This window comes from Kurthia populi, assembly GCF_042686175.1.
GTDB lineage: Bacteria > Bacillota > Bacilli > Bacillales_A > Planococcaceae > Kurthia > Kurthia populi.
This window is the reverse complement of the sequence record NZ_JBHUOR010000040.1, coordinates 1-20,309: the sequence shown is the minus strand read 5'-3', so window position 1 is coordinate 20,309 and position 20,309 is coordinate 1. Positions and strand designations below refer to the sequence as shown.

22 protein-coding genes are annotated in these 20,309 nt (G+C 38.6%); 11 read left to right on the top strand and 11 right to left on the bottom strand.

Going from position 1 to position 20,309, the window contains the following annotated elements:
- Positions 1-5: 5 nt before the first annotated feature.
- Genes ACFSY7_RS07515 through ACFSY7_RS07500 form a run of 4 tightly spaced genes read right to left on the bottom strand, consistent with a single transcriptional unit; the run spans position 6 to position 2,920 of the window.
- On the bottom strand, positions 6-773 hold the full coding sequence (locus tag ACFSY7_RS07515) for an ABC transporter permease (RefSeq protein WP_126991551.1): 768 nt from the start codon (positions 771-773) through the stop codon (positions 6-8).
- Complete coding sequence (locus tag ACFSY7_RS07510; RefSeq protein ID WP_139993702.1) at positions 770-1,627, bottom strand: ABC transporter ATP-binding protein; 858 nt, start codon at positions 1,625-1,627, stop codon at positions 770-772. Before ACFSY7_RS07510 ends, ACFSY7_RS07515 begins: the two co-directional genes overlap by 4 nt.
- Positions 1,624-1,815 (bottom strand): PLDc N-terminal domain-containing protein, encoded by a 192-nt coding sequence (locus ACFSY7_RS07505; RefSeq protein ID WP_126991553.1) that lies wholly within the window; start codon positions 1,813-1,815, stop codon positions 1,624-1,626. Before ACFSY7_RS07505 ends, ACFSY7_RS07510 begins: the two co-directional genes overlap by 4 nt.
- 1 nt (position 1,816) lies before the next feature.
- Positions 1,817-2,920 (bottom strand): helix-turn-helix domain-containing protein, encoded by a 1,104-nt coding sequence (locus ACFSY7_RS07500; protein WP_186439571.1) that lies wholly within the window; start codon positions 2,918-2,920, stop codon positions 1,817-1,819.
- Between the two features lie 237 nt (positions 2,921-3,157).
- Between ACFSY7_RS07500 and epsC the strand changes: the two genes are divergently transcribed.
- The gene (gene epsC, locus ACFSY7_RS07495) at positions 3,158-4,087 is read left to right on the top strand and encodes a serine O-acetyltransferase EpsC (protein ID WP_380147419.1); all 930 of its coding nucleotides are present in this window, start codon (positions 3,158-3,160) and stop codon (positions 4,085-4,087) included.
- Positions 4,088-4,193: 106 nt separating this feature from the next.
- Here epsC and ACFSY7_RS07490 read toward each other — a convergent pair whose 3' ends face one another.
- Complete coding sequence (locus ACFSY7_RS07490; protein ID WP_380147417.1) at positions 4,194-5,279, bottom strand: C40 family peptidase; 1,086 nt, start codon at positions 5,277-5,279, stop codon at positions 4,194-4,196.
- 417 nt (positions 5,280-5,696) lie between these two features.
- Between ACFSY7_RS07490 and ACFSY7_RS07485 the strand changes: the two genes are divergently transcribed.
- Positions 5,697-6,137 (top strand): hypothetical protein, encoded by a 441-nt coding sequence (locus ACFSY7_RS07485; RefSeq protein WP_380147416.1) that lies wholly within the window; start codon positions 5,697-5,699, stop codon positions 6,135-6,137.
- A 66-nt stretch (positions 6,138-6,203) separates the two neighbouring features.
- On the opposite strand, the gene ACFSY7_RS07480 is transcribed toward ACFSY7_RS07485, so the two are convergent.
- Entirely contained in the window at positions 6,204-6,821 is a 618-nt protein-coding gene (locus tag ACFSY7_RS07480; RefSeq protein WP_380147415.1) for a hypothetical protein, read from the bottom strand.
- 300 nt (positions 6,822-7,121) lie between these two features.
- Here ACFSY7_RS07480 and ACFSY7_RS07475 point away from each other — a divergent pair, with 300 nt between their 5' ends.
- Together ACFSY7_RS07475 and ACFSY7_RS07470 are read left to right on the top strand one after the other, a co-directional pair.
- Positions 7,122-7,817: a hypothetical protein gene (locus tag ACFSY7_RS07475; RefSeq protein ID WP_380147414.1), complete on the top strand. Its 696-nt coding sequence runs from the start codon at positions 7,122-7,124 to the stop codon at positions 7,815-7,817.
- Between the two features lie 113 nt (positions 7,818-7,930).
- Positions 7,931-8,704 (top strand): GGDEF domain-containing protein, encoded by a 774-nt coding sequence (locus ACFSY7_RS07470; protein WP_380147413.1) that lies wholly within the window; start codon positions 7,931-7,933, stop codon positions 8,702-8,704.
- A gap of 153 nt (positions 8,705-8,857) precedes the next feature.
- Here the strand turns inward: ACFSY7_RS07470 and ACFSY7_RS07465 are convergent, their stop codons facing one another.
- Together ACFSY7_RS07465 and ACFSY7_RS07460 are read right to left on the bottom strand one after the other, a co-directional pair.
- Complete coding sequence (locus ACFSY7_RS07465; RefSeq protein WP_380147412.1) at positions 8,858-9,271, bottom strand: pyridoxamine 5'-phosphate oxidase family protein; 414 nt, start codon at positions 9,269-9,271, stop codon at positions 8,858-8,860.
- 12 nt (positions 9,272-9,283) lie between these two features.
- A complete protein-coding gene (locus tag ACFSY7_RS07460; protein ID WP_380147411.1) occupies positions 9,284-9,700 on the bottom strand; it encodes a pyridoxamine 5'-phosphate oxidase family protein in 417 nt (138 codons plus the stop codon).
- A 209-nt stretch (positions 9,701-9,909) separates the two neighbouring features.
- On the opposite strand from ACFSY7_RS07460, the gene ACFSY7_RS07455 reads away from it, so the two are divergent.
- The 6 genes from ACFSY7_RS07455 to ACFSY7_RS07430 all read left to right on the top strand — a co-directional run bounded on the left by ACFSY7_RS07455 (position 9,910) and on the right by ACFSY7_RS07430 (position 15,720).
- A complete protein-coding gene (locus ACFSY7_RS07455) occupies positions 9,910-10,335 on the top strand; it encodes a hypothetical protein (RefSeq protein ID WP_380147410.1) in 426 nt (141 codons plus the stop codon).
- A 62-nt stretch (positions 10,336-10,397) separates the two neighbouring features.
- Complete coding sequence (locus tag ACFSY7_RS07450) at positions 10,398-11,081, top strand: response regulator transcription factor (RefSeq protein WP_126991564.1); 684 nt, start codon at positions 10,398-10,400, stop codon at positions 11,079-11,081.
- On the top strand, positions 11,074-12,027 hold the full coding sequence (locus ACFSY7_RS07445) for a sensor histidine kinase (protein WP_380147409.1): 954 nt from the start codon (positions 11,074-11,076) through the stop codon (positions 12,025-12,027). Before ACFSY7_RS07450 ends, ACFSY7_RS07445 begins: the two co-directional genes overlap by 8 nt.
- A gap of 91 nt (positions 12,028-12,118) precedes the next feature.
- Positions 12,119-12,880, top strand: coding sequence for an ABC transporter ATP-binding protein (locus ACFSY7_RS07440; RefSeq protein ID WP_126991566.1), 762 nt, complete (start codon positions 12,119-12,121; stop codon positions 12,878-12,880).
- On the top strand, positions 12,870-14,840 hold the full coding sequence (locus ACFSY7_RS07435) for an FtsX-like permease family protein (protein WP_380147408.1): 1,971 nt from the start codon (positions 12,870-12,872) through the stop codon (positions 14,838-14,840). Before ACFSY7_RS07440 ends, ACFSY7_RS07435 begins: the two co-directional genes overlap by 11 nt.
- A gap of 67 nt (positions 14,841-14,907) precedes the next feature.
- Entirely contained in the window at positions 14,908-15,720 is an 813-nt protein-coding gene (locus ACFSY7_RS07430; RefSeq protein ID WP_380147407.1) for an undecaprenyl-diphosphate phosphatase, read from the top strand.
- 40 nt (positions 15,721-15,760) lie between these two features.
- On the opposite strand, the gene ACFSY7_RS07425 is transcribed toward ACFSY7_RS07430, so the two are convergent.
- Together ACFSY7_RS07425 and ACFSY7_RS07420 are read right to left on the bottom strand one after the other, a co-directional pair.
- Positions 15,761-16,126 (bottom strand): hypothetical protein, encoded by a 366-nt coding sequence (locus tag ACFSY7_RS07425; RefSeq protein WP_380147406.1) that lies wholly within the window; start codon positions 16,124-16,126, stop codon positions 15,761-15,763.
- 151 nt (positions 16,127-16,277) lie between these two features.
- Positions 16,278-17,327: a hypothetical protein gene (locus tag ACFSY7_RS07420; RefSeq protein ID WP_380147405.1), complete on the bottom strand. Its 1,050-nt coding sequence runs from the start codon at positions 17,325-17,327 to the stop codon at positions 16,278-16,280.
- 337 nt (positions 17,328-17,664) lie between these two features.
- On the opposite strand from ACFSY7_RS07420, the gene ACFSY7_RS07415 reads away from it, so the two are divergent.
- Positions 17,665-19,455 carry a carbon starvation CstA family protein gene (locus tag ACFSY7_RS07415; RefSeq protein ID WP_380147404.1) on the top strand — a complete coding sequence of 597 codons (1,791 nt, stop codon included), beginning with the start codon at positions 17,665-17,667 and terminating at the stop codon, positions 19,453-19,455.
- Between the two features lie 47 nt (positions 19,456-19,502).
- Here ACFSY7_RS07415 and ACFSY7_RS07410 read toward each other — a convergent pair whose 3' ends face one another.
- A complete protein-coding gene (locus tag ACFSY7_RS07410; RefSeq protein ID WP_380147402.1) occupies positions 19,503-20,051 on the bottom strand; it encodes a hypothetical protein in 549 nt (182 codons plus the stop codon).
- Positions 20,052-20,309: the final 258 nt, after the last annotated feature.

Sequence of the window (20,309 nt, the reverse complement as noted above, 5' to 3'; positions counted from 1 at the left end):
ATCGGTTAAATTTTCGTTGTGCTACGTTTCCAACCAGTAGCCCATATACCAAGTAGACTAACAAAAATCGTCCATGCAACAACAATGCTACAGGTGCCCCATAAGTAATCGCTCTGTGTCGTTAGCCAAGAGGCACCATATAGAGCCAATTTGTATGGACTATAATGCCAATAAGCACCAATGACAGAATCGAGTAATATGCCAAGTGGAAACAGCACGATTGCAACAGTCATTGCAATCGACGTTGTCCACAATGCGCTAAATGTTATGGTCGTGGCGATTACCATGAGTAACCATAGCCAATAAAAGAGCATCAACAATAAAAAAGCAGTCGTTGAGACGCCACCATATAATAGATACGTGTAATACATCGATGCACCAAAACCGGCAATTGTGCACACAAGTGTTAGCAGTGCCATCGCGATTAATTTACTCATATAAATCGAGAAATTAGAGACAGGGCGTACATAAATGAGTGTTGCGGTGCCATTTTGGCGTTCGCGACTAATCATCGAAGCTGTGATTGCGACGATAACGAGGAGGCCAATCATTTGAAATTGACCGAGTGAGGCGATTAGTAAATCACTTGGCGCAAGTTCTGGCATCGTCATAGAAAAACCGTCTGGCATATTGCCAACAGTCGCTAAAATATCTTCCATATAATAGTTCGTGAGCGGATCGCTAATACCGAGCAAAATAAACAATAGTGGTAGCCATACAATACGATAACTGCGCAGCATTTCAAGCCATTCTTTTTTTAATAAAATTATCATAGGCTCATCACCTTCATAAAAATCTCTTCAAGAGAGGACGTATGCTGTTCAATTTTAACAATTGGTGCATATGTTGTACTTAAAAAAGAGAGTAAGTGTTGCATCGTTGGATAACTTGTCATTGGCACGAACACTGTTTTTTCAATTAGCTCAACTTGATGTTGTGTACTAAATGCTTGGGCATCTGCTTGCTCGCAAAATGTCACCGCAAAACGAGGGTCCATGTAACGCGCGCGAATCGATGGTAAAGTCCCTTGTTCAATGAGCGCACCATCTTTTAAAAAGAGGATTTGGTCAGTCATTTCTTCTGCATCATTTAAAATATGTGTTGAATATAAAATGGTTGTCGTCTGTTGCAATTTTTTTAATAAACTCATCATATCGCGACGCCCGAATGGGTCGAGTGCCGAGACTGGTTCATCTAATAATAAAATGGCTGGGCGATGAACAATAGCTTGTGCAATGCCGAGGCGTTGCTTCATACCACCTGATAATGCGGCTGTTTTTTTCGTTAGCACTTCCTCTAGTCCAACAAATGATAGCGCTTCATGTGCTCGGCTGCGCGCTTCTTTTGTTGATAAACCACTTAGACGCGCGGCCATTTCTGTAAACTCTAGTACTGTCATCCACGGATAAAATTGCGGATATTGCGGAAGGAAACCGATTTGAACATCATTATTTGTGATTGTGCCCGCTGTTGGTTTCAATAAACCTGCGAGCATCGATAAAATCGTCGTCTTACCTGCGCCATTTGGACCAATGAGCGCAGTTGCTGTATGTGGTTCTAATGTAAAACTAACATCATTGACGACGATATGTGCGCCAAATTGCTTCGTTAAATGAGCTGCAATCATACGTTTTTACGTCCGAAAATGAAGTACACAATCGGCCCAATTGTATTGACGACGATAACGACGAGAATCCATACCCATTTTGGTCCATTTGTGGCGTGGATGCGTTTAATATCAATTAATGCCATAATCATAAGTACAAATTGAATAACAATCAGTGGGGCGATAAGTGCCCAGTTTAGAGTATCCATGTCATGACTCCCTCTCTAATGTATGGTGAATTGTTTGGACAAGTAGCTTGTAATCATCGCGTTCATGTAGTGGTGCAAATGCAGGGTGCTGTGTAATGGATGACACAATATCGCGGCGTACAGAAGCTTCATCGCGTGGTGTGACAGTCGCCAGTTGCATCGTTGAATGAAGCCAGTGATTGATTAAGTTAAAATAGGTATCACCACATAGCTGAAGCGGAAATGATAACTTAGTACATGCCTTCGCATATTCTTTTAGCATCACAATCGCCTCATCGTGCTTCTGTTGCTGCATATAGCCCGTTGCTGCCGTTAAATAAAACACAAGACTCGTATTTGGATTTAACGCTTGGATATTCCACGTGTCAATGAGCTGTGTGACGCGTTTAATAGTTTCATCAAAATGAGTGGCTTCTTCTAATAATAAGCTGTCGGTACATGTAGAAATGACGAGAAAGAGATGCTGATATGTGCTCGCTTGCAAAATTTCTGTTGCTTGCTCGATATTGCCGAGTAATTGATGTGCCCGTGAAATTACTTGGTCTTCATTAAATTGGATTTGCACGCGGTTGCCGATTTTTTCGAGGACGTCACTAGCGCGTTGCTGCATGAGGAGCGCTAGACTGCCAATCATGCGCGCTTCATTTAAGGAATCAAAATCATCGCTATATTGCTCGACACGTAAACAGAGTTGCTCAATGCGTACCGCTATCGTCACGGGATTATCAGCGAGCGCCGCATAATTTAAATAGAGCTGCGCCATCTTCAATAAAAATGGAAAGCAAGAATAATAATCATGAATAAGTGCTTCTACTGCTACTTCGGCTTCATGAAATGGCTGCTCGTGAAACGCTGTTGACAGTTCTTTATAGAGCGCAATGATGTGTTCGGTCGTCAACTGCGGCTCATAACCAAGTAATGTATCAATTGATAAATTGAAATAGGTCGCAAGCTTTGGCAGTATTGTAATATCAGGGTAACTTTGGCCTTTCTCCCATTTTGAAACGGCTGCCCGCGACACACCGATGTACTGTGCCACTTGTTCTTGTGTCACGTTAAGCTCTTTTCGGCGAGTCGTAAAAATCGTTGAAAATTGTAGATTCATAACACCACCTCCTACAAATAGCATATAGTTTCAACGTGAAATTTACTAGCGAGTAATTGTAGCATTTTGTAGATAAATGCAACTATAGGTTGATTTTTGTGGAAAGTGCCGAATGTTCAGTTAAAATATCCCTTTTTGAGTTTTCCTAGTTGGAAGTCATGTCAAAATACGCTAAAATAGAGTGATTAAGAATTCTGATAGGAAAAGTAACATAGCTAAGGGAGGCCACCAAGAATTATGGAATTACATGAATGGCTAGATAATAAAGTACCGTCGATCGCGCGTGAATTAACAGAAATTAACCGCGAGCATTTCGATACAGAAAATTCGATTGGATTTAAAGGACGCGACCGCATCGTGAAAGTGTTAGAAAGCTTCCGTATGGCACTGTTCCCAGGAATCTATGACCAAAAGAAAATGGATGAAGTACGCCTGAACATGGCTGTTAGCAACAACTTGCGTAAAGCGGCTGTTGATTTACGTGACATGGTTGAAAAAGTACTAGTCTATAGCAACGAAAAAGATTGTCCAACAGATGCGCGTGAGTGTGCCGATCAGATTGTCATGGATTTATTAAATAAATTCCCGGCAATTCGTAAAATGATTCAATCGGACATTCAAGCAGCATACAATGGTGACCCGGCAGCTGTATCATTAGAAGAAATTTTATTAAGCTATCCATCTATTCAAGCTGTATGCGCGCACCGTATTGCACATGAGTTGTATAAAATGGATGTCAAAATTATCCCGCGTATTATGTCAGAACATGCGCATGATTTAACTGGTATCGACATTCACCCGGGTGCGACAATTGGGCATTCATTCTTTATTGACCACGGTACAGGTGTTGTTATTGGTGAAACGTGTACGATTGGTAATAACGTAAAAGTTTATCAAGGCGTAACACTTGGCGCATTAAGTTTCCCGCTTGACGAAAATGGCAATCCAATTAAGGGCATTAAACGTCACCCAGATATTGAAGATAATGTCGTGATTTATGCTGGGGCAACTATTTTAGGGGGCAAAACGAAAATTGGCCATGACTCGATTTTAGGTTCGAATATTTGGCTGACACATTCGATTGTACCGTATTCTCGCGTCTACAATTCACAACCATCACCTAATATTAGTAGTAGTAAAGCTGTGGCAATTGAATACGAAATTTAATCAAAAAAGAAGCTAGGAATTTTAGTTTCATTCATTGGTTCATAAAAAAGGAATTGCGCTTTGATTGCACAATTCCTTTTTTTCGACTATCGATGTCTTTTTAATTTTAAAGTCTTCCGTAGCTATGAAAATGTTTCGACCAATAGCTGTCTTGCACGTTCGTAATTTGCACACCACTTGAGCCAGCGTGGATAAATTGACCACCGCCAATATAAATCCCTGCATGAGAGACGCCTTGTTTATAAGTGTTTTGGAAGAATACGATATCGCCAGCACGTAAAGAACTAGCAGATACAGATTGTGCCTGTGCGCGGTAAGCAGCTACAGAAGTTCGTCCAATATTGTAGCCGTTATTTTTAAATACATAATAGATAAAGCCAGAACAGTCAAAGCCATTTGGTGTTGACCCTGCCCAAACATAAGGCACGCCTTGCTGTTTCATCGCAAGATTTAAAATACCGCCACCAGCATTTGATGTCGCTGTAGTCGTTTTTGTAGATGAGACTTTATTAGATACGGTCGTTGTTTTACTTGCGTAAACTGGTTGTGCCTTGCCCTTTAATTTTAATGTTTGATTTGGGTGAATTAGGTTAGAAGTAAGACCATTAATACGTTTTAATTCAGACACGCTAATGCCGGTTCTACTAGCAATAAGGCCAAGTGAATCGCCAGCTTTAACTGTGTATGTCGAAGTAGAAACTTTTTGCTTTTTCACGGTTTTTGTCGCTGGTGAGGCAACAACAATTTTCTTTGTTGTTTTTCCAGTCGTTTTTAACGATTGACCGACAAAGATTCGATCAGATGATAAACCATTGATTGATTTTAATGTCTGTAATGACATACCGTGCTTTGAAGCAATAAGACTTAAAGAATCACCAGGTTTGACTGTATATGTAGCTGAAGCGCTTGATGTTTTATGTGAAGGTGATGTTGTTGTCGATTTTTTCGTTGTTTTCAGTGTGTTTTTGGAACTTTTTATATTAATTTTTTGTCCTATATAAATATAAGGACCTTTTAGTTTATTGATTTTTTTAAGCTTATCAACGGATGTGTTGTACATAACAGCAATTTTTGAAAGGCTATCGCCAGCCTTTACCGTATACGTTGATGTTGCACTTGCAGTATCTGTTGCAGCAAAGAAAGCTGTTGCGGCTCCCGTTGCCATAAATGTCGTAATTAGTTCTTTTCTCATAAATAGCTTTCCTCCTGGATAATAAGTGGTTCTAAATACCTAGTTAAATATATTCGGATTTGGTATGGTTTTTATATACCCTACTTTCATAGTGTTATCCTCTTTTTTTTATATATTTTTATTAATTTTTAATAAAAAGCTTGTAAAAAACGCCAAATTTTTAAAAAATCACGATGGCTAAAATCTTTAACCGTTATAAAACATCTTGAAACATTGTTTTTTTAATGAACCTAAAGATAAAAAAACGCAATTTAAAAAACGAGTATAGGTCTAAAGTTAATCCTCTGAAAATTTATTTTTCAGAATTTTTTAATTTTTTATGTTAAATAATCATTTGATGGCTTATAATGAAAACAGCTTCTGTAAATAGAAAATAGGGAGATAGAAATTTCTTTTTAAATTAAGGAGTGGAGGAATATGAAAGTAAACGTTCGCTATGCTACGATTGATGTACCAGTGAAGACATTGGATAATGAAACAATTGAGCGCATTGAAAAGGCGCCATTCGCAATGTATAATGAGCAACTACTAGCGCAAGAGAAAAGACATATGAATGCGAAGGAAGTGCATATAGTGACAGCGTATGAGCGAGATCTATTACTGCATCTCAAAGCAGCTTTCGTTTACTTTCAGCATTACCGAGCATTTGATGGTTTGATGGCGCAGTCATTCTGTGGGAATCTAACACAATACGAACAAGTAACTGAGGAAACTGTACTGAAAAAAGTATATTACGTAACAATACGAGCTATTTTATTTGAACATACAGCGCAAAAAATCGCGCTTTCAGAAGGACAATTTTTACGATGCTATCGTGACGAGGATCAATGGATTTATGTCATTATGGAAAATGTCTAACTAAAAAGAGGGAATCGCGCGTTGGCGTGATTCCCTCTTTTTGTTGAGAACCGCTATTTGCAGTTTTTAGCGCGCTAACGTTTCCTCTAGCGCAGTATACCAATGTGAAATTTCTTTTTTGTAAAGTGTTCGATAAACGACGACACTTGTACGCCCATTTGTTAATAAATTGATAATCATTTTTGCGGATAGACCAAAGTCATTTAATACCTTTAAATCACGCGCATCACATGATTGAAAGGCATCTTGATAAAAGGTTTTCACTCGTTTGTTTTTTGCAAGTGAATCTTTGCCAAGCAGCTGCATGAGTCGGTACGTATAAATGATTTCGGGGTAGCGACGTAAAAGCGGTGCAATTTTCTCATTTGTTTTAGGTGCCTCTTGTTGCACGACAAGAAGGCGTAAGAGTGTTCGTTCCGTTTGGAATCGCTGATGATAGCTATCTAACGCCATATAAAGAATACTTGTGATAGCCGTTGATGGAATCGCTGTAACAGAACCTTTTGTTGCATAAAGGAAAGCTGTTACGACAAAGGGAAAGACTTCAACAGCAATTAATAGCTGGATTATCCATGAAAGTGGCGCAGATAATAAAATCGCGATTTCAACCGTGAACAAAACACTGGCTACTATCGTTAAGAGACGATGAATTGGTGGAAGTTGATAAATCATTGCCTTTGGCATAAGCATCCTCCTGTTTTTTTGTTATCTTTCAGATATCCGTTAAAGCAAAAAAATAACAAAATCAGTATGGGTTTATAATTAAAATTAACGAATACCTATTTTGGTGCTAAAATAGTAGTTAAATAGGAATAAAATAAGAAATTGGTTTGAGGTATAGATGTCATGAAACAGTTCGTTGTATTATTTATAGTTGTATTCACGCTCATTAGCGGTAATTTCACAGTTTCAGCGCATACATTATCAGCTGAAAATCGCTTGCATACACTTGATGGTGAATAGGTATTTTATCACAAAGAAATGATGACTAAAGGTACATTTGAACAAGGTAAGGTTGTACACATACCGAGCTCTTTTCAAAAATCAGTTGGTGTAAGGAATACATATGGCACGTATATTCGGAAGTGGTCCGTACCGAAGGAATGGCGTAATCATCGTCTAGCTGTACATATTCCTTTTGAATATAGCGCATATGCTTTCTATGTGGATGGGAAAAAACTGGTTTCTGTAGGGGAAGTTGGTCCTGAAAACCTACATGAAACATTGTTAGCTTCTCGAACAGCTTATTTCACACCATCAAAAGATACGGTGACATTTCAAATGGAAATGTCGAGTTTCCAGCAGATGCGTGGGGGTTTTGAAAATTCGATTTACATTGGAAATCAGGCAGCAGTTGATCGACAAAGTAATTTGCAATTTTATCGGAATACTGTTGTGTCGGGGCTAATGTTTATGATGGGCTTATTGATGTTAATTTTTGCATGGTTTTTAAAAGATTTACGTGAATTTTTTGTATTCGGTTTATTTTGTGTGAGCTTTGCAATCCGTTCGTTTTTTGCGGTGCCATTTTTATATGAAAAGGTGACAAGCATTTCATACGTGGGTGCGACAAAGATGGAGTATATTTGGACACTTTTATGCTTTGCTATTTTTATTTATTTAATGAAATTGTATTATGAAGTTTTTTTGCTAAGTGGGTTGTATATAGTGTTTGGTTAATTTGTGGTTTGTTAATCGTCATTACAGTATTGACCCCACCACTTGTTTTCCAAACCCTCTTCTTTAGTGTTTCGTGGGTGATGCTACCCGTATTTTTCTATCTATTATATGTCATGATTCATTCGGCCCGATTAAATAAATGGGTGTCTCGTCTCAATATGATAGGGGCGATTATCGTATTTAGTGGTGTTATTTTAGATTATTTAAAAGGTAGTGGCGTTATCACGATTCGTTATGAAATGACAATGCCTGCTGTAGCGCTTTATTTATTACTACAATTAATTGCTATCGCAAAGGATTTTGCCGAAGGGCGCATGGAATTAATTCGCCTTAATCAATCATTAGATGAAGAAGTAGCGTTACAAACAAAGCAGTTGAAAGAGAAAAATGAACAGCTAGAGGCGCTTGTTTGGCAGGATGGGCTTACAGGTATTGCGAATCGTCGATACTTTAATGAAATGGTTGCCAATCAATTTGACCATGCAAAGCAGCAACAGCAAAAATGGTCACTCATTATGATAGATATCGATGAATTCAAACAATACAATGACTATTACGGTCATGTCGCAGGGGATCAATTATTAAAGGTTTTTGTTGATATAATTAATAAAATCTTGCCTCCAAATGTATTATTTGCACGGTATGGTGGCGAAGAGTTTGTGTTGATTACGCAGGATGATCAAGCGATGTCTTTAGCTGAGGAGCTCCGTCAACGAATTGAGCATGCCAATTTGGAGCATCTAGGTCGCGATTTAAAGCGCGTAACCGCAAGTTTTGGGGTTGTGACATATACGAATGAGGAAACGGTAGAAGAATTACTGCATAAAGCAGATGAAAATCTGTATATGGCGAAACGGTCTGGAAGAAATCGTGTGTATGCATCATAATTGTACAAAAAAAGAGGCTTTGACATACGTGTAGAAATCACCTCTCATAGGAGCATAAGAAAAACCGGAATCGCGCGGTGGCGCGGTTCCGGTTTTTCGTTGCGAACGCTAAAAAAGGAAAATGACGTGTTTTGTCTCAGTCTCTTTTTTTTATTATTGTATAGGTAAAACAAATTTTTGGGCTGGTGAACCATTTTGTGTATGCAAATAAATAACAGATGGTTCAATTTTAAGTAGTGTAACCTCTGCCGCTTCTTTTTGAAATACGGACCGAAAGAAATTACGCATTTTAATACGTAACTGGTCGTCCATTACATCGGTGACCTTTCCTTCAAATTCTAAGTAATTGTATTCAGTGCCAGGTTGATAGCCTAAAATAATGTGTACATTGGGATTTTTTTCAATGGCCATTAATTTAGCGGAATCTTTATCGGTTACCGTATAAAGAGTTGCGCCGTCACTTTTAAATGTCATATACCGTCCTGTTGGTTTGTCATCTTTGACGATGTAAAGTGTACCAATAGAAGCGCGGTCTAAAACAAGGCGAATATGTTCTTCTACAGTCATAAAATCCCCTCCTTAATGGATAATAACTTCTAGTGGCTCATTACGCGTTGTATGCATAATGCGCATGCGAATCGGTTTGATTTTTAGTAGAACGTGATGCTGTTCATTAAATGAATTGCGGTGAATACGGTCATAATTTTGTAAAACCGCCATAGCTTTTTCAGTATCTTCAGCTTGCTCAACTTGACCTTCAATTTCTAAAAAAACATCATCTTCATGATCCTCATAGCCATATAAAATATGGGTGAATGGATTGTGTTCAACATGCTTTAAAATGTTTGAATGGACTGGGGCAATAGTATACAGCGTTAAATCCTCATCGTGAATAAATGTCATAATGCGTGCATAAGGTTTATCGCCGTCTACGGTGCCCATGACGCCATAGGGTTGCTTTTTTAAAATTTCTAGTGCTTGCAGTTTTGAGTCCATTTCTCCTCACTCCTTTCTTAAAGTATTCCCTTAATTTACAAAAAATAATAAAAATCACTGAAAAGTATTCATAAATTTAATGTAATTATGGATTTTTTTCATATATTTAATAAAAAAGCTATCTCAAACTGGTATTTTTTATTAAAATGAAAGCAAGTAACATCCTATAAATAATAATTTTTTGAGATAGAATATGAGGAGGGTTTTGAATGAGTTTCTATTCGATTGGTAATGAAGTGCAGAAAACATTTTCTAGCGAGGATTTTAAGGCGTGGGTTGCACAGTGTACGGAGCATTTCAGTTTAACGATAATTTGCTCAAAAGAGGAACGCTATGAAGGGCAGCAAGCAATTAGTGAGCTTGGAAATTTATTTAAACATTATCATTCAAATGAAGACCCTGAATTGATGGATGTAGCACATTTTTCAATTAATGAAGAGCGTAAAATTTATGTGACAACAGTTCGCTATACAGAAAAAGGACAACAAAAACAACATTTATGGGTAAATAATATGGTTTGCCACGAAGGTGAATGGATGTTTGACTCATCGAATGTTTATGTGGAAGTAGATCCGTCATTATTAAAAAAATTCCGTTTTAACACATCGATTTTATATCAGCAGAAATTTGATTAGCATAGAAACAGCTTGCGTAATGCAGGCTGTTTTTTTATGCTTGAAAGGAATGAGGTGGGAAAATGAATATATTATTAATAGAAGATGATGTGGTTATTGCATCACAAATAAAAAAGGATTTTGCATCGTGGAACTATACAGTAGAAACACCAACGGATTTTCATGAAGTACTAAAGGATTTTGAAGCAATTGAGCCACAGCTTGTCATGATTGACATTCAGTTACCTGCGTTTGATGGCTTTCATTGGTGTCGTCAAATTCGAGCGATTTCAACGGTGCCGATTTTATTCTTATCCTCGCGTGACCAGCCACTAGATATGGTGATGGCGATGCAAATGGGCGCAGATGATTATGTGCAAAAGCCTTTCCATATGGATGTTCTGCGTTCAAAAGTACAGGCCTTGTTACGTCGCACCTATGATTACCAGGAAGTGAAGGAAGCGAATAATCAATTTCATGATGCACAGGTCGATTATGCGGCAAGTACCATTTCAAAGGGAGAGCAAGTGATTGAACTAACAAAAAATGAGCAGTTTATTTTGAAAGTTTTGCTAGAATCCCCAGATGAAATTGTGTCGCGTGATGACTTGATGAAGCGCTTATGGGATGATGCACGCTTTGTAAATGACAATACACTGACGGTGAATGTCAATCGACTGCGCGGTAAATTAGAGGAGCTCGGATTGGTTGATGTTATTGTGACGAAAAAGGGCCTTGGCTATATGGCTGTGACACATCATGATTAAATTATTTTGGCGAGAGCATCGTGCAACGGGCTTGTTTTTCTTCTTTTGCTTAATCTGGATGAATGGCTTGCTATTGCTGGAGGTGGATTTTAAAAGTGTCGCGACAATTTATTTAAATTCGACACTGTTGTTTTTCTTCGCCTTATTTATAGGCTATCGCTTTTTACGAGACTATCGACGATTGTATGCGTTGAATTTTCACAATGCGGAAGATTATATGGATGCCTTTAAACTTCAAACGGAACAGGCAGAGCTTGATGCGATTCGTTTACTGCATAAGACGCAGGCGGAAATACGAGAAACGAATGATTTTCAGGTGGCATGGGTGCATGAGGTGAAGACACCGTTGACTGCGATGCGCTTATTATTAGATGAATTGCCATCTAGTGAGACGAAGCAACAACTAGAAGTAGAGTGGCTTCGTATTCACTTATTAGTAGATCAATCCCTTCATACACTACGCTTATCTGCAGCGGAGCATGATTTGCTATTTGAAAAGGTATCCATTCGCCAGGCGATTATAAAGGAAGTACAGGAACTTCAAAACTGGTGCTTCTTAAAAGAATTAGAAATTGATTTAGTAGTTGGCGATGATGTGTTAGTGACAGATGAAAAGTGGCTGCGCTTTATTGTTCGCCAAATTTTATCAAATGCAGTGAAGTATAGTCATACAGGTGGCCTTATTACGATTCGTTACATGAAAAATGAGTTAGTCATTCATGATGAGGGCATTGGGATTCGGATGGAGGACTTGCCACGTATTTTTGAAAAGGGCTTTACAGGCTCTACGGGGCGCAAGCAATCTGCTTCAACGGGGATGGGCTTATTTTTAGCGAATCAAACAGCGAAGAAACTTGGACTTACTTTACAGGCAACGTCTCATAAAGGCACAGATTTAATTATTCGCTTTCCAGAAGAAAATACGTATGCGAAAGTGCGTAAGTGACAAAATTGTCATGTTCCTGTCATGTCAATCAAACGATTTCGTTCGCGATAATGCGTAAACTAAACGTATTAAGAAATGTGGAGGAATCATTATGGATATTTTAAAAGCAACGCAGCTTCATAAAACGTATGGTAAGCGTCGCAATCAAATTGAAGTGCTAAAAGGAATTAGCTTTACAGCACAGGAAGGCGAATTTGTTGGCATCATGGGGCCATCTGGGTCGGGAAAAACTACATTATTAAATGTACTGTGCTCGATTGATCAGCCGACAAGTGGGGATGTGGCCATTAACAGCCAAAGTCTAACAACCCTTTCGAGTAAAAAACTTGCTTCTTTCCGTCGTACCCAAATGGGCTTTATTTTCCAAGATTATAATTTACTTGATACCTTAACGGTAAAAGAAAATATTTTACTGCCACTCGCAGTGAGCGATATTTCAAAACAGGAAGCAGAAATGCGCGTTCAGCAATTAATGAATGAGCTAGATATTCAAGAACTAGCTCATAAATACCCGAATGAAATTAGTGGGGGACAAAAGCAGCGTACTGCAGCGGCACGTGCTTTGATTATGAAGCCGGCGATTGTGTTCGGTGATGAGCCAACAGGCGCGCTTGATTCAAAATCAGCTGCGGCTTTACTTGAAAAGTTATCACAGTTAAATGAAGCGCAGAAAACAACGATTTTAATGGTGACACATGATGCGGTGGCCGCAAGTTATTGTAGCCGCGTACTGTTTTTAAAAGATGGGAAGCTCTATACAGAACTTTACAAAGGAGAACAAACACGGAAACAGTTCTTTGAAAACATCTTAAATACGCAGGCGATTTTGGGCGGTGATGGTTATGAAGCTTAGCACACTTGTCTTTCGTACAATGTGGAAAAATAGTCGATTATATGGCCTTTATTTTCTTGCATTAATTTTTAGTAGTGGTCTTTATTTTTCATTCTTAACTTTAGCTGCTAATCCAAGCGTTGTTGAAATGAACTCAACGAGTATGAAGGCAGGGGCAGCGTTTAAAGCGGGTTCGGTCATTTTAGTTGTGATTGTTTTCTTCTTCGTACTTTATGCCAATCAATTATTTATGAAGCGTCGTAGTAAGGAGTTTGGGCTATATCAGTTAATTGGACTACCAAAGGGTCGTATTGCACGCATGCTTCTATTAGAAAACAGTGTAATGTGGCTAATCGCCGTAGCTGTTGGTGTTGGAATGGGCGCAATTTTTAGTCGCTTTTTCGCACTGCTATTTTTAAAAGTTGTCGAAGTTGAACGTAGTGTAACAGTTGAGTTTTCACTAGATGCACTCGTTCAAACAGCACTTATTTTTGTTATTTTATTTATTGTGATGTATTTACAGTCACTTCTTCATATGAGCCGTACCAAGCTAATTGATTTATTCCATACGTCTGGAAAAACAGAGCAACGTGTAAAACGCTTCTCATGGATTAGCATGATTATTGGTTTTATGGGGATTGGTTTAATTATTTTAGGCTATTATCTTTCAACGCAATTGCTGACGAGTGATAAATTTAACACGCAAACAGCCCTTTATGTGGGCATGTTGACGATTTTAGGGTCGGTTATTATTGGGACGTATATTTTCTTCCGCTTTAGTGTTTCTGCACTTTTGAATGTACAACGTAAAGCGCGTCAGGGTCATGTGAAAATTGTGGATATTGTTGCGATTTCTCCGATTATGCATCGTATGAAAACAAATTCATTGTCCTTATCGTTAATTACGATATTAACAGCGCTTGCACTTGCGGTATTAACGTTATCGTATATTGCGTATACATCAGCAGATACACGCGCAAAAGAGGGTATGCCTTTTGATATTGGTACAGTCACAGAACAAGCGATACAACTTGAAAAGAAATTTGATAAGGCTGGCATTGACTATGACAAGTATACATTTGATATTCTTGAAGCGGGCTTTGATTTAAAGAATGCGTATTCACGCGAGATACCGGACATTTTACAAGATGATACGATGTCATTGCTTGTTGTTAAAGAAGGCCAAGTGAAAAGTGTTATGCCGGATTTAATATTGAACGATGATGAAGTCGCTATCTTTAACTATGCAAAAATGACAGAGTTCTTTATGCCATTAGAAAAAAATAAAAAAATTGAGCTTGTTGATTTGAAGCAAAAAGCAACGATTACAATGATTGAAGAGCGCTTTGTATTACCATCGACGCTAAGCAACTCACCGACTATGGTCGTATCGGATAGTATGTTTAATGAAATCAAAAAGCATGCAAAAGAGTTGCCTTCTATTCAATCATTCATTGGCTTCGATATTGATGATGAACAGCAATTAGAAAAGGCACAACAAATCTATATGGACACGACGAATGGTATGGCGAAAGTTGGGAAAGGCGAAGATAGTTATAAAATGTCCTTCTCAACACAGGAGCAACATTATCGCGTATTCCTTGAAACAATGGGGATCGTCATTTTCGTAGCAGGATTCCTTGGCCTCGCATTCCTGTTAACAACAGGTAGTATTTTATACTTCAAACAAATGAGTGAAGCCGAAGATGAAGCACCGCAATTTACGATGCTACGTAAAATTGGCTTTGCAGAGCAGGAGTTAATGAAAGGTGTAAGCTATAAACAACTTTTCAACTTTGGATTCCCATTACTCATTGGGATCTTCCATAGCTATTTTGCTGTAAAAGCTGGCTGGGTTATGTTTGGTATTGGTTTTGAAAAACCATTTATGACGGTATTAGCAGTTTATATTGTCCTTTACTTAGTATTTGCGCTCTTAACATTACGTTATTATCGTAAAATTATCACAAAGAGTTTATAAGGCGAAACTTTTTCTAAGAAAATACGTGTTACTATAGAGAGAAAAGAAGTGAATAGGAGAAAAAATAGTGGATTTTGATGTATTATATACCCTAAAGCTCATTATTATTGGGCTTGTACAAGGCTTTACAGAACCGATTCCGGTATCATCGAGTGGACATGTGATGATAGCGAGTCAGTTGCTTGGTGTAGGGGAGCAAGGTTTTACGTTCGCCATCTTAACGAATACGGCTTCATTACTAGCCATTCTAATTATTTATCGTCGTGATATTCAGCGTCTAATCGTTGGATTTGTTCGCTATATAATGACGCGACAAACGCAGTATAAGGCGGATTTCCGCTTTGCGTTATTTGTGATCATTGGGTCGATTCCAGCGGGTATCCTTGGCGTGTTACTAAGTGATGTCATTGCCGATTCGGTGAGTATGACAGTTATTGCCATGATGCTGTTTGTGACAGGGATTGCGCTATGGCTCATTCGTAATATGAAAGGGAGCAAAGGAGATCGTGATATTACCGCGAAGGATGCGGTGATTGTTGGCTTAGGCCAGGCTGTTGCCTTAACACCGGGGATTAGTCGCTCGGGTGCAACGGTGATTTCTGCTGTTGCAGTCGGAATGAAACAGGAAACCGCGCTCCGCTTTTCATTTATGCTCTATATCCCTGTTAGTCTAGGTGGTGTAGTGCTTGGTTTATCCGATTTCTTAAATGAACCAAATAAAGCAGATTTAGCGATTCCATATATTGCCGCATTTATCGCCACATTTATGATGACGTACTTTGCGATGAAGTGGTTTATGGGCATTATGAAAAAAGGTAAGCTACAATATTTCACTTACTATTGCTTTACAGTCGCTGTGTTATTACTCGTATTTTTCTAAAAGAAAACACGTTCTTGGTATAAGCCAAGGACGTGTTTTTTTAATGCGTTTGTGCGCTTTTTTTGGCTTTTTTCATTTCTTTAAATGCTTGGAATAAGGAAATAACATAGACTATCCATACGGCATAGCCTGTTGGATTGATGCCATGTTGTGAACGGCCACCCATCCAGTAAAAAGCAATTGTCAGTAGCATCAATATAGTTGCTTCAACAATACTAAGAAACGCAAATTTTGATTTTGAAATCTTCCATGCGAATTTCTCATTTCGTGCAAGGACAGTGCTCACGATGACAAGTGCGACTAAAATTATTAATGGTAGAAATAAGCTGACGCCTTCTTTAAAGAAATCTAAATACAGAATAAAAATGAATAGCAAATAAGCAAGTATCGCTGTATATTTCTCCATAAAAGCACCTACTTTACATTTATTTACATAATTATACCATATCTATATGTAAATAAGTAGATGAAGTGTCTGTTGCTATTAAAGTAACTTGCGTTGAATCAAAATTTTTTAAACGATAATAATTCATTTTTATTCAATAGCATAAATTTAGCTACTTAAAATACTTATCATCATATTTTTTCTTGAGCACTTTCAGTTCATTGTTTAATTGATGCGCGGCATAGTAAAGAGATGGATTACTTTGCGCAGTCGTACCATTCTGTCCAAAGAGGCTTTCATAGCGAATGGCACGTGCTGTCAGGGCATCATTTTCTGTCGTAAACCATTTTCCTTGATCCGCTTCGACTTGTTTTAGTTTTTCGACATCATGTAGTAATTGATTGAAATCACTATTTGATTTTAACTGAAGCAGTGATTTGAACGAGAACGTTTTGTTGTTGAAATGGAGTGCCCCGCGTCCTTCGCCGTAAAATAATGAGGAAATCGTGACGTTAAATGAACCATTTGATTGAATGCCGGTGAATGTAAATACTAAATCACCAAGTTGACCAGCGCCCGGCTCTATTTTCCAAGTGGCGGGACTTCCCTGCATAGAAATAATCGTGCTAGCAGATGGATATTTAATAGCGGAAGGAATGCCTGAAATGCGCACAACGGCTGATTGCTCATCGGTATAGGATACCGTCACCATCGTATCATTTAGCATACCATTATAAATGTCTCTGCCATTATGATAATAATGCTGGCCATCAACACCTGTATACGGGTAGCCATCTGAATAAAGAATGCCTTTGTATTCCTTCATACCAGGGTAAAGTGGCTCGCCCTGATGTAATTTTTCATCATGGACAAATAGCGCATTGCTTTCAAAGACAATACCATCGACATAAAGCTTATTTTTGTATGTATTCACGCCCTGATGTTTTTTCCCTTTTGCGTAAAGTGTGCCCTTGTATAATGTGTAGTTTTTTGGAATCGAGCCTATAACATAGAGTGTATTTTTGTAAAGCACAGTCCCTTTTGCAAGCACTCCTTTTTTATAAAGTTGCTTTTTAAATACCGTTGTTTTTGTGACAATTTTGCCGGTCTTTGCATTGACGAGCTTGCCCTTAACGACCTTGTAACTCGCGGCTTGTACGGGCGTTGAGATACTTGAAGCGGCAAGCGTGATGAGTGCAGTTGCTGCAATTAATTTTTTCATAAAGATAGCCTCCTTTTCTTATTAGCGTACCAATAGGAAATAGAGAAAAATAGCAGACAGAAGCGCTAATTTCGATGAATGAAATGATAGAAACTGTTCATTTTTAGTAAATAAATGAAGATGTATCCATTAATCGTTTGATTTCAAAAAATAGAATGACGAAAATTACTTATTTTTTAAATAAAGGGTATCTTTTTGTAACATTTTCTAGTTAAAATAGAAATGTTCACAAAATTGAGAAAACTTTTGTGGAAATGCGCGGAATAAAACGCTACTTTTCGTAGTGATTTATCTGAAAATTCTGTGCAAATTTTATACATATTTAGGGGGATGACAGATGAATGCCATTACACTTGTAATTGGAGCAATCTGTGTGCTAGCAATAGCGTATCGTTTATATGGTATTTTCTTTACGAAAAAAGTATTGAAAATCAATGACGATGCACCAACGCCTGCACATGAAAAAAATGACGGCAAAGACTATGTGCCGACAAACAAATGGGTGGCGTTTGGTCACCATTTCGCAGCTATCGCGGCAGCAGGTCCACTTGTAGGACCAATTTTAGCAGCACAGTTTGGTTATTTACCAGGCTATTTATGGCTGTTAATCGGGGCAGTAATCGGGGGTGCCGTGCATGATGCGGTTGTATTATTTGCGTCGATGATGAAAGGCGGTAAATCATTATCAGAAGTGATGCGTGAGGAGCTTGGTCCAGTAGCGGGTTTTTGTACAGGCCTTGCCATGCTATTCATCATTACGATTACAATGGCTGGTTTATCGATGGTTATTTTAGGTGCGTTAGCAGAAAATCCATGGGGTACCTTCGCAGTGGCAGCAACCATTCCAATTGCGATGTTAATGGGTGTCATGCAGCGTTTAATGAATAATTTATGGGTTCCGACAGTGATTGGGATTTTACTCTTAGTGGCAGCCGTATTCTACGGTCCATACATTGAGGGTACATGGCTAGGAAATGTTTTAACATTAGATAAAGCGACATTATCAATTATTTTACCAGTGTATGCATTTTTCGCAGCAGCTCTGCCAGTGTGGTTCTTATTAGCGCCACGTGATTATTTAAGTAGTTTTATGAAAATCGGTGTTTTTATTGCACTAATTATTGGCGTCTTTATTATTAATCCAACAATCCAATTCCCAGCTATTATTCCAGATTTCATTAATGGTGGCGGTCCAATTGTTGCAGGTCCTGTGTGGCCATTCGTTTCGATTACGATTGCATGTGGCGCGATTTCGGGCTTCCATGCCTTCGTTGGATCAGGGACAACACCAAAAATGCTTGACCGCTGGGAGGATATCCGCATCGTTGGGTTTGGAGCGATGCTTGTAGAATCACTTGTCGGGGTGATGGCATTAATTGCCGCAACGGTTTTACATCCGGGCGATTATTTTGCGATTAACTCTACACCTGAAGCTTTCCAAGCACTTGGAATGGCGACGGTTGATTTGCCACAGCTTGCGGCAGCGGTTGGTATGGATTTAGAAGGTCGTACAGGTGGTGCTGTAACGCTTGCAGTTGGTATGGCGTCTATTTTTGCAGGTGTTGAGTGGTTTAGCCATTTAACACGCTATTTCTATCAATTCGTGATTATGTTTGAAGCGGTGTTTATTTTAACGGCGATTGATGCGGGAACGCGTACAGCACGTTATTTAATTCAAGATTTCTTAGGCAATGTGTATAAGCCACTTAAGAAAACAGATTGGCTACCAGGCACGATTTTTGCGAGTGCGCTTGCCTGTGTGATTTGGGGTTATTTACTCAACTCAGGTGATATCGCATCTGTATGGGCATTATTTGGTGTATCCAATCAGCTCATGGCCTCAATCGGCTTAGCCTGTGGTGTCACGTATGTATTGAAAGTGGCAGACAAACGTATTTATGCGTTAACATGCTTTATCCCACTCGTTTACTTATACATTACGGTCAATGTAGCAGGGTTCTGGATGGTGAAAAATGTTTACTGGAATTCAGCAGCAGGTGGCTTCAATGTATTAAACGGTATTTTATCATGTATTATGTTGGCGCTTGGTATCGTCATCATTATTGCCTCTGCAATGAAGTGGAAGCAACAATGGCAGGATCCACGCTTTGTGAAAACAACGGTATAATAAAAAAGGAATCGTCAGCGAGCTGGCGATTCCTTTTTTTATGAGAATTATTCGATACCGTATTTGATATAACCGATTTGCATTTCACCTGAAGTTTTCATGGCATCAGGCGTTGAGCGTAATGCCTGTTCTTCTGACATTCCTTGATACTGTACCTTGTAGGCTGCAGGAGACATACCATATTTATTAACAAAAGCCGTTAATGTTTGATGTTCGGCCTCGGCTTGTTTAGCGATTTCGGCTTGTTTAGCAGCTTCAGCTTTCTTTGCCGCAATGCGTTCGTTTTTAACGATTGTCTTTTTAATGCCTGTTAACTTGTTTACTAGTTTGTCTTTTTCATCTGTTTGTTGTAGTTGATTAACGACATTTTTCGCCTTTTTATAGGTTGCCCAGTCCAATTTCTTTTGTGCCTTCGCAACTACTTTGCTGGCATGCTTTTCTTGCTGTTGTACAATCTTTAGTGCTTCCGCTTTCTTTTGCTCGGCCAATTGTGCTGCTTCCTTTTTAGCAGCAGCTTTTTCTGCTACATCATTCGAGCAGGCAGCTAATGTGAAAAGAAGTAAGACAGCGGTACTTAATTTTGCGATTTTCTTCATTTTTGAAATAATTTTCTTAATCTTATTTTTTTCAATGGGTTCTATTTATTCAATGATTAAGTTTCTTGGAGCTGCGATGATAGAAAAAAATACTCCGTTTTCGTAACTACCGATAACACCCCTTTACATGAATTGCATACACAATTTAAACACAAAAAGAGGCTGGGACAAAACCCTAGTCAATAAGAAAAGACATTCACGATTTTATTCAAATCATGAATGTCTTTTTTATCTGCTTGTCAGCCGTTGTTCATCGTT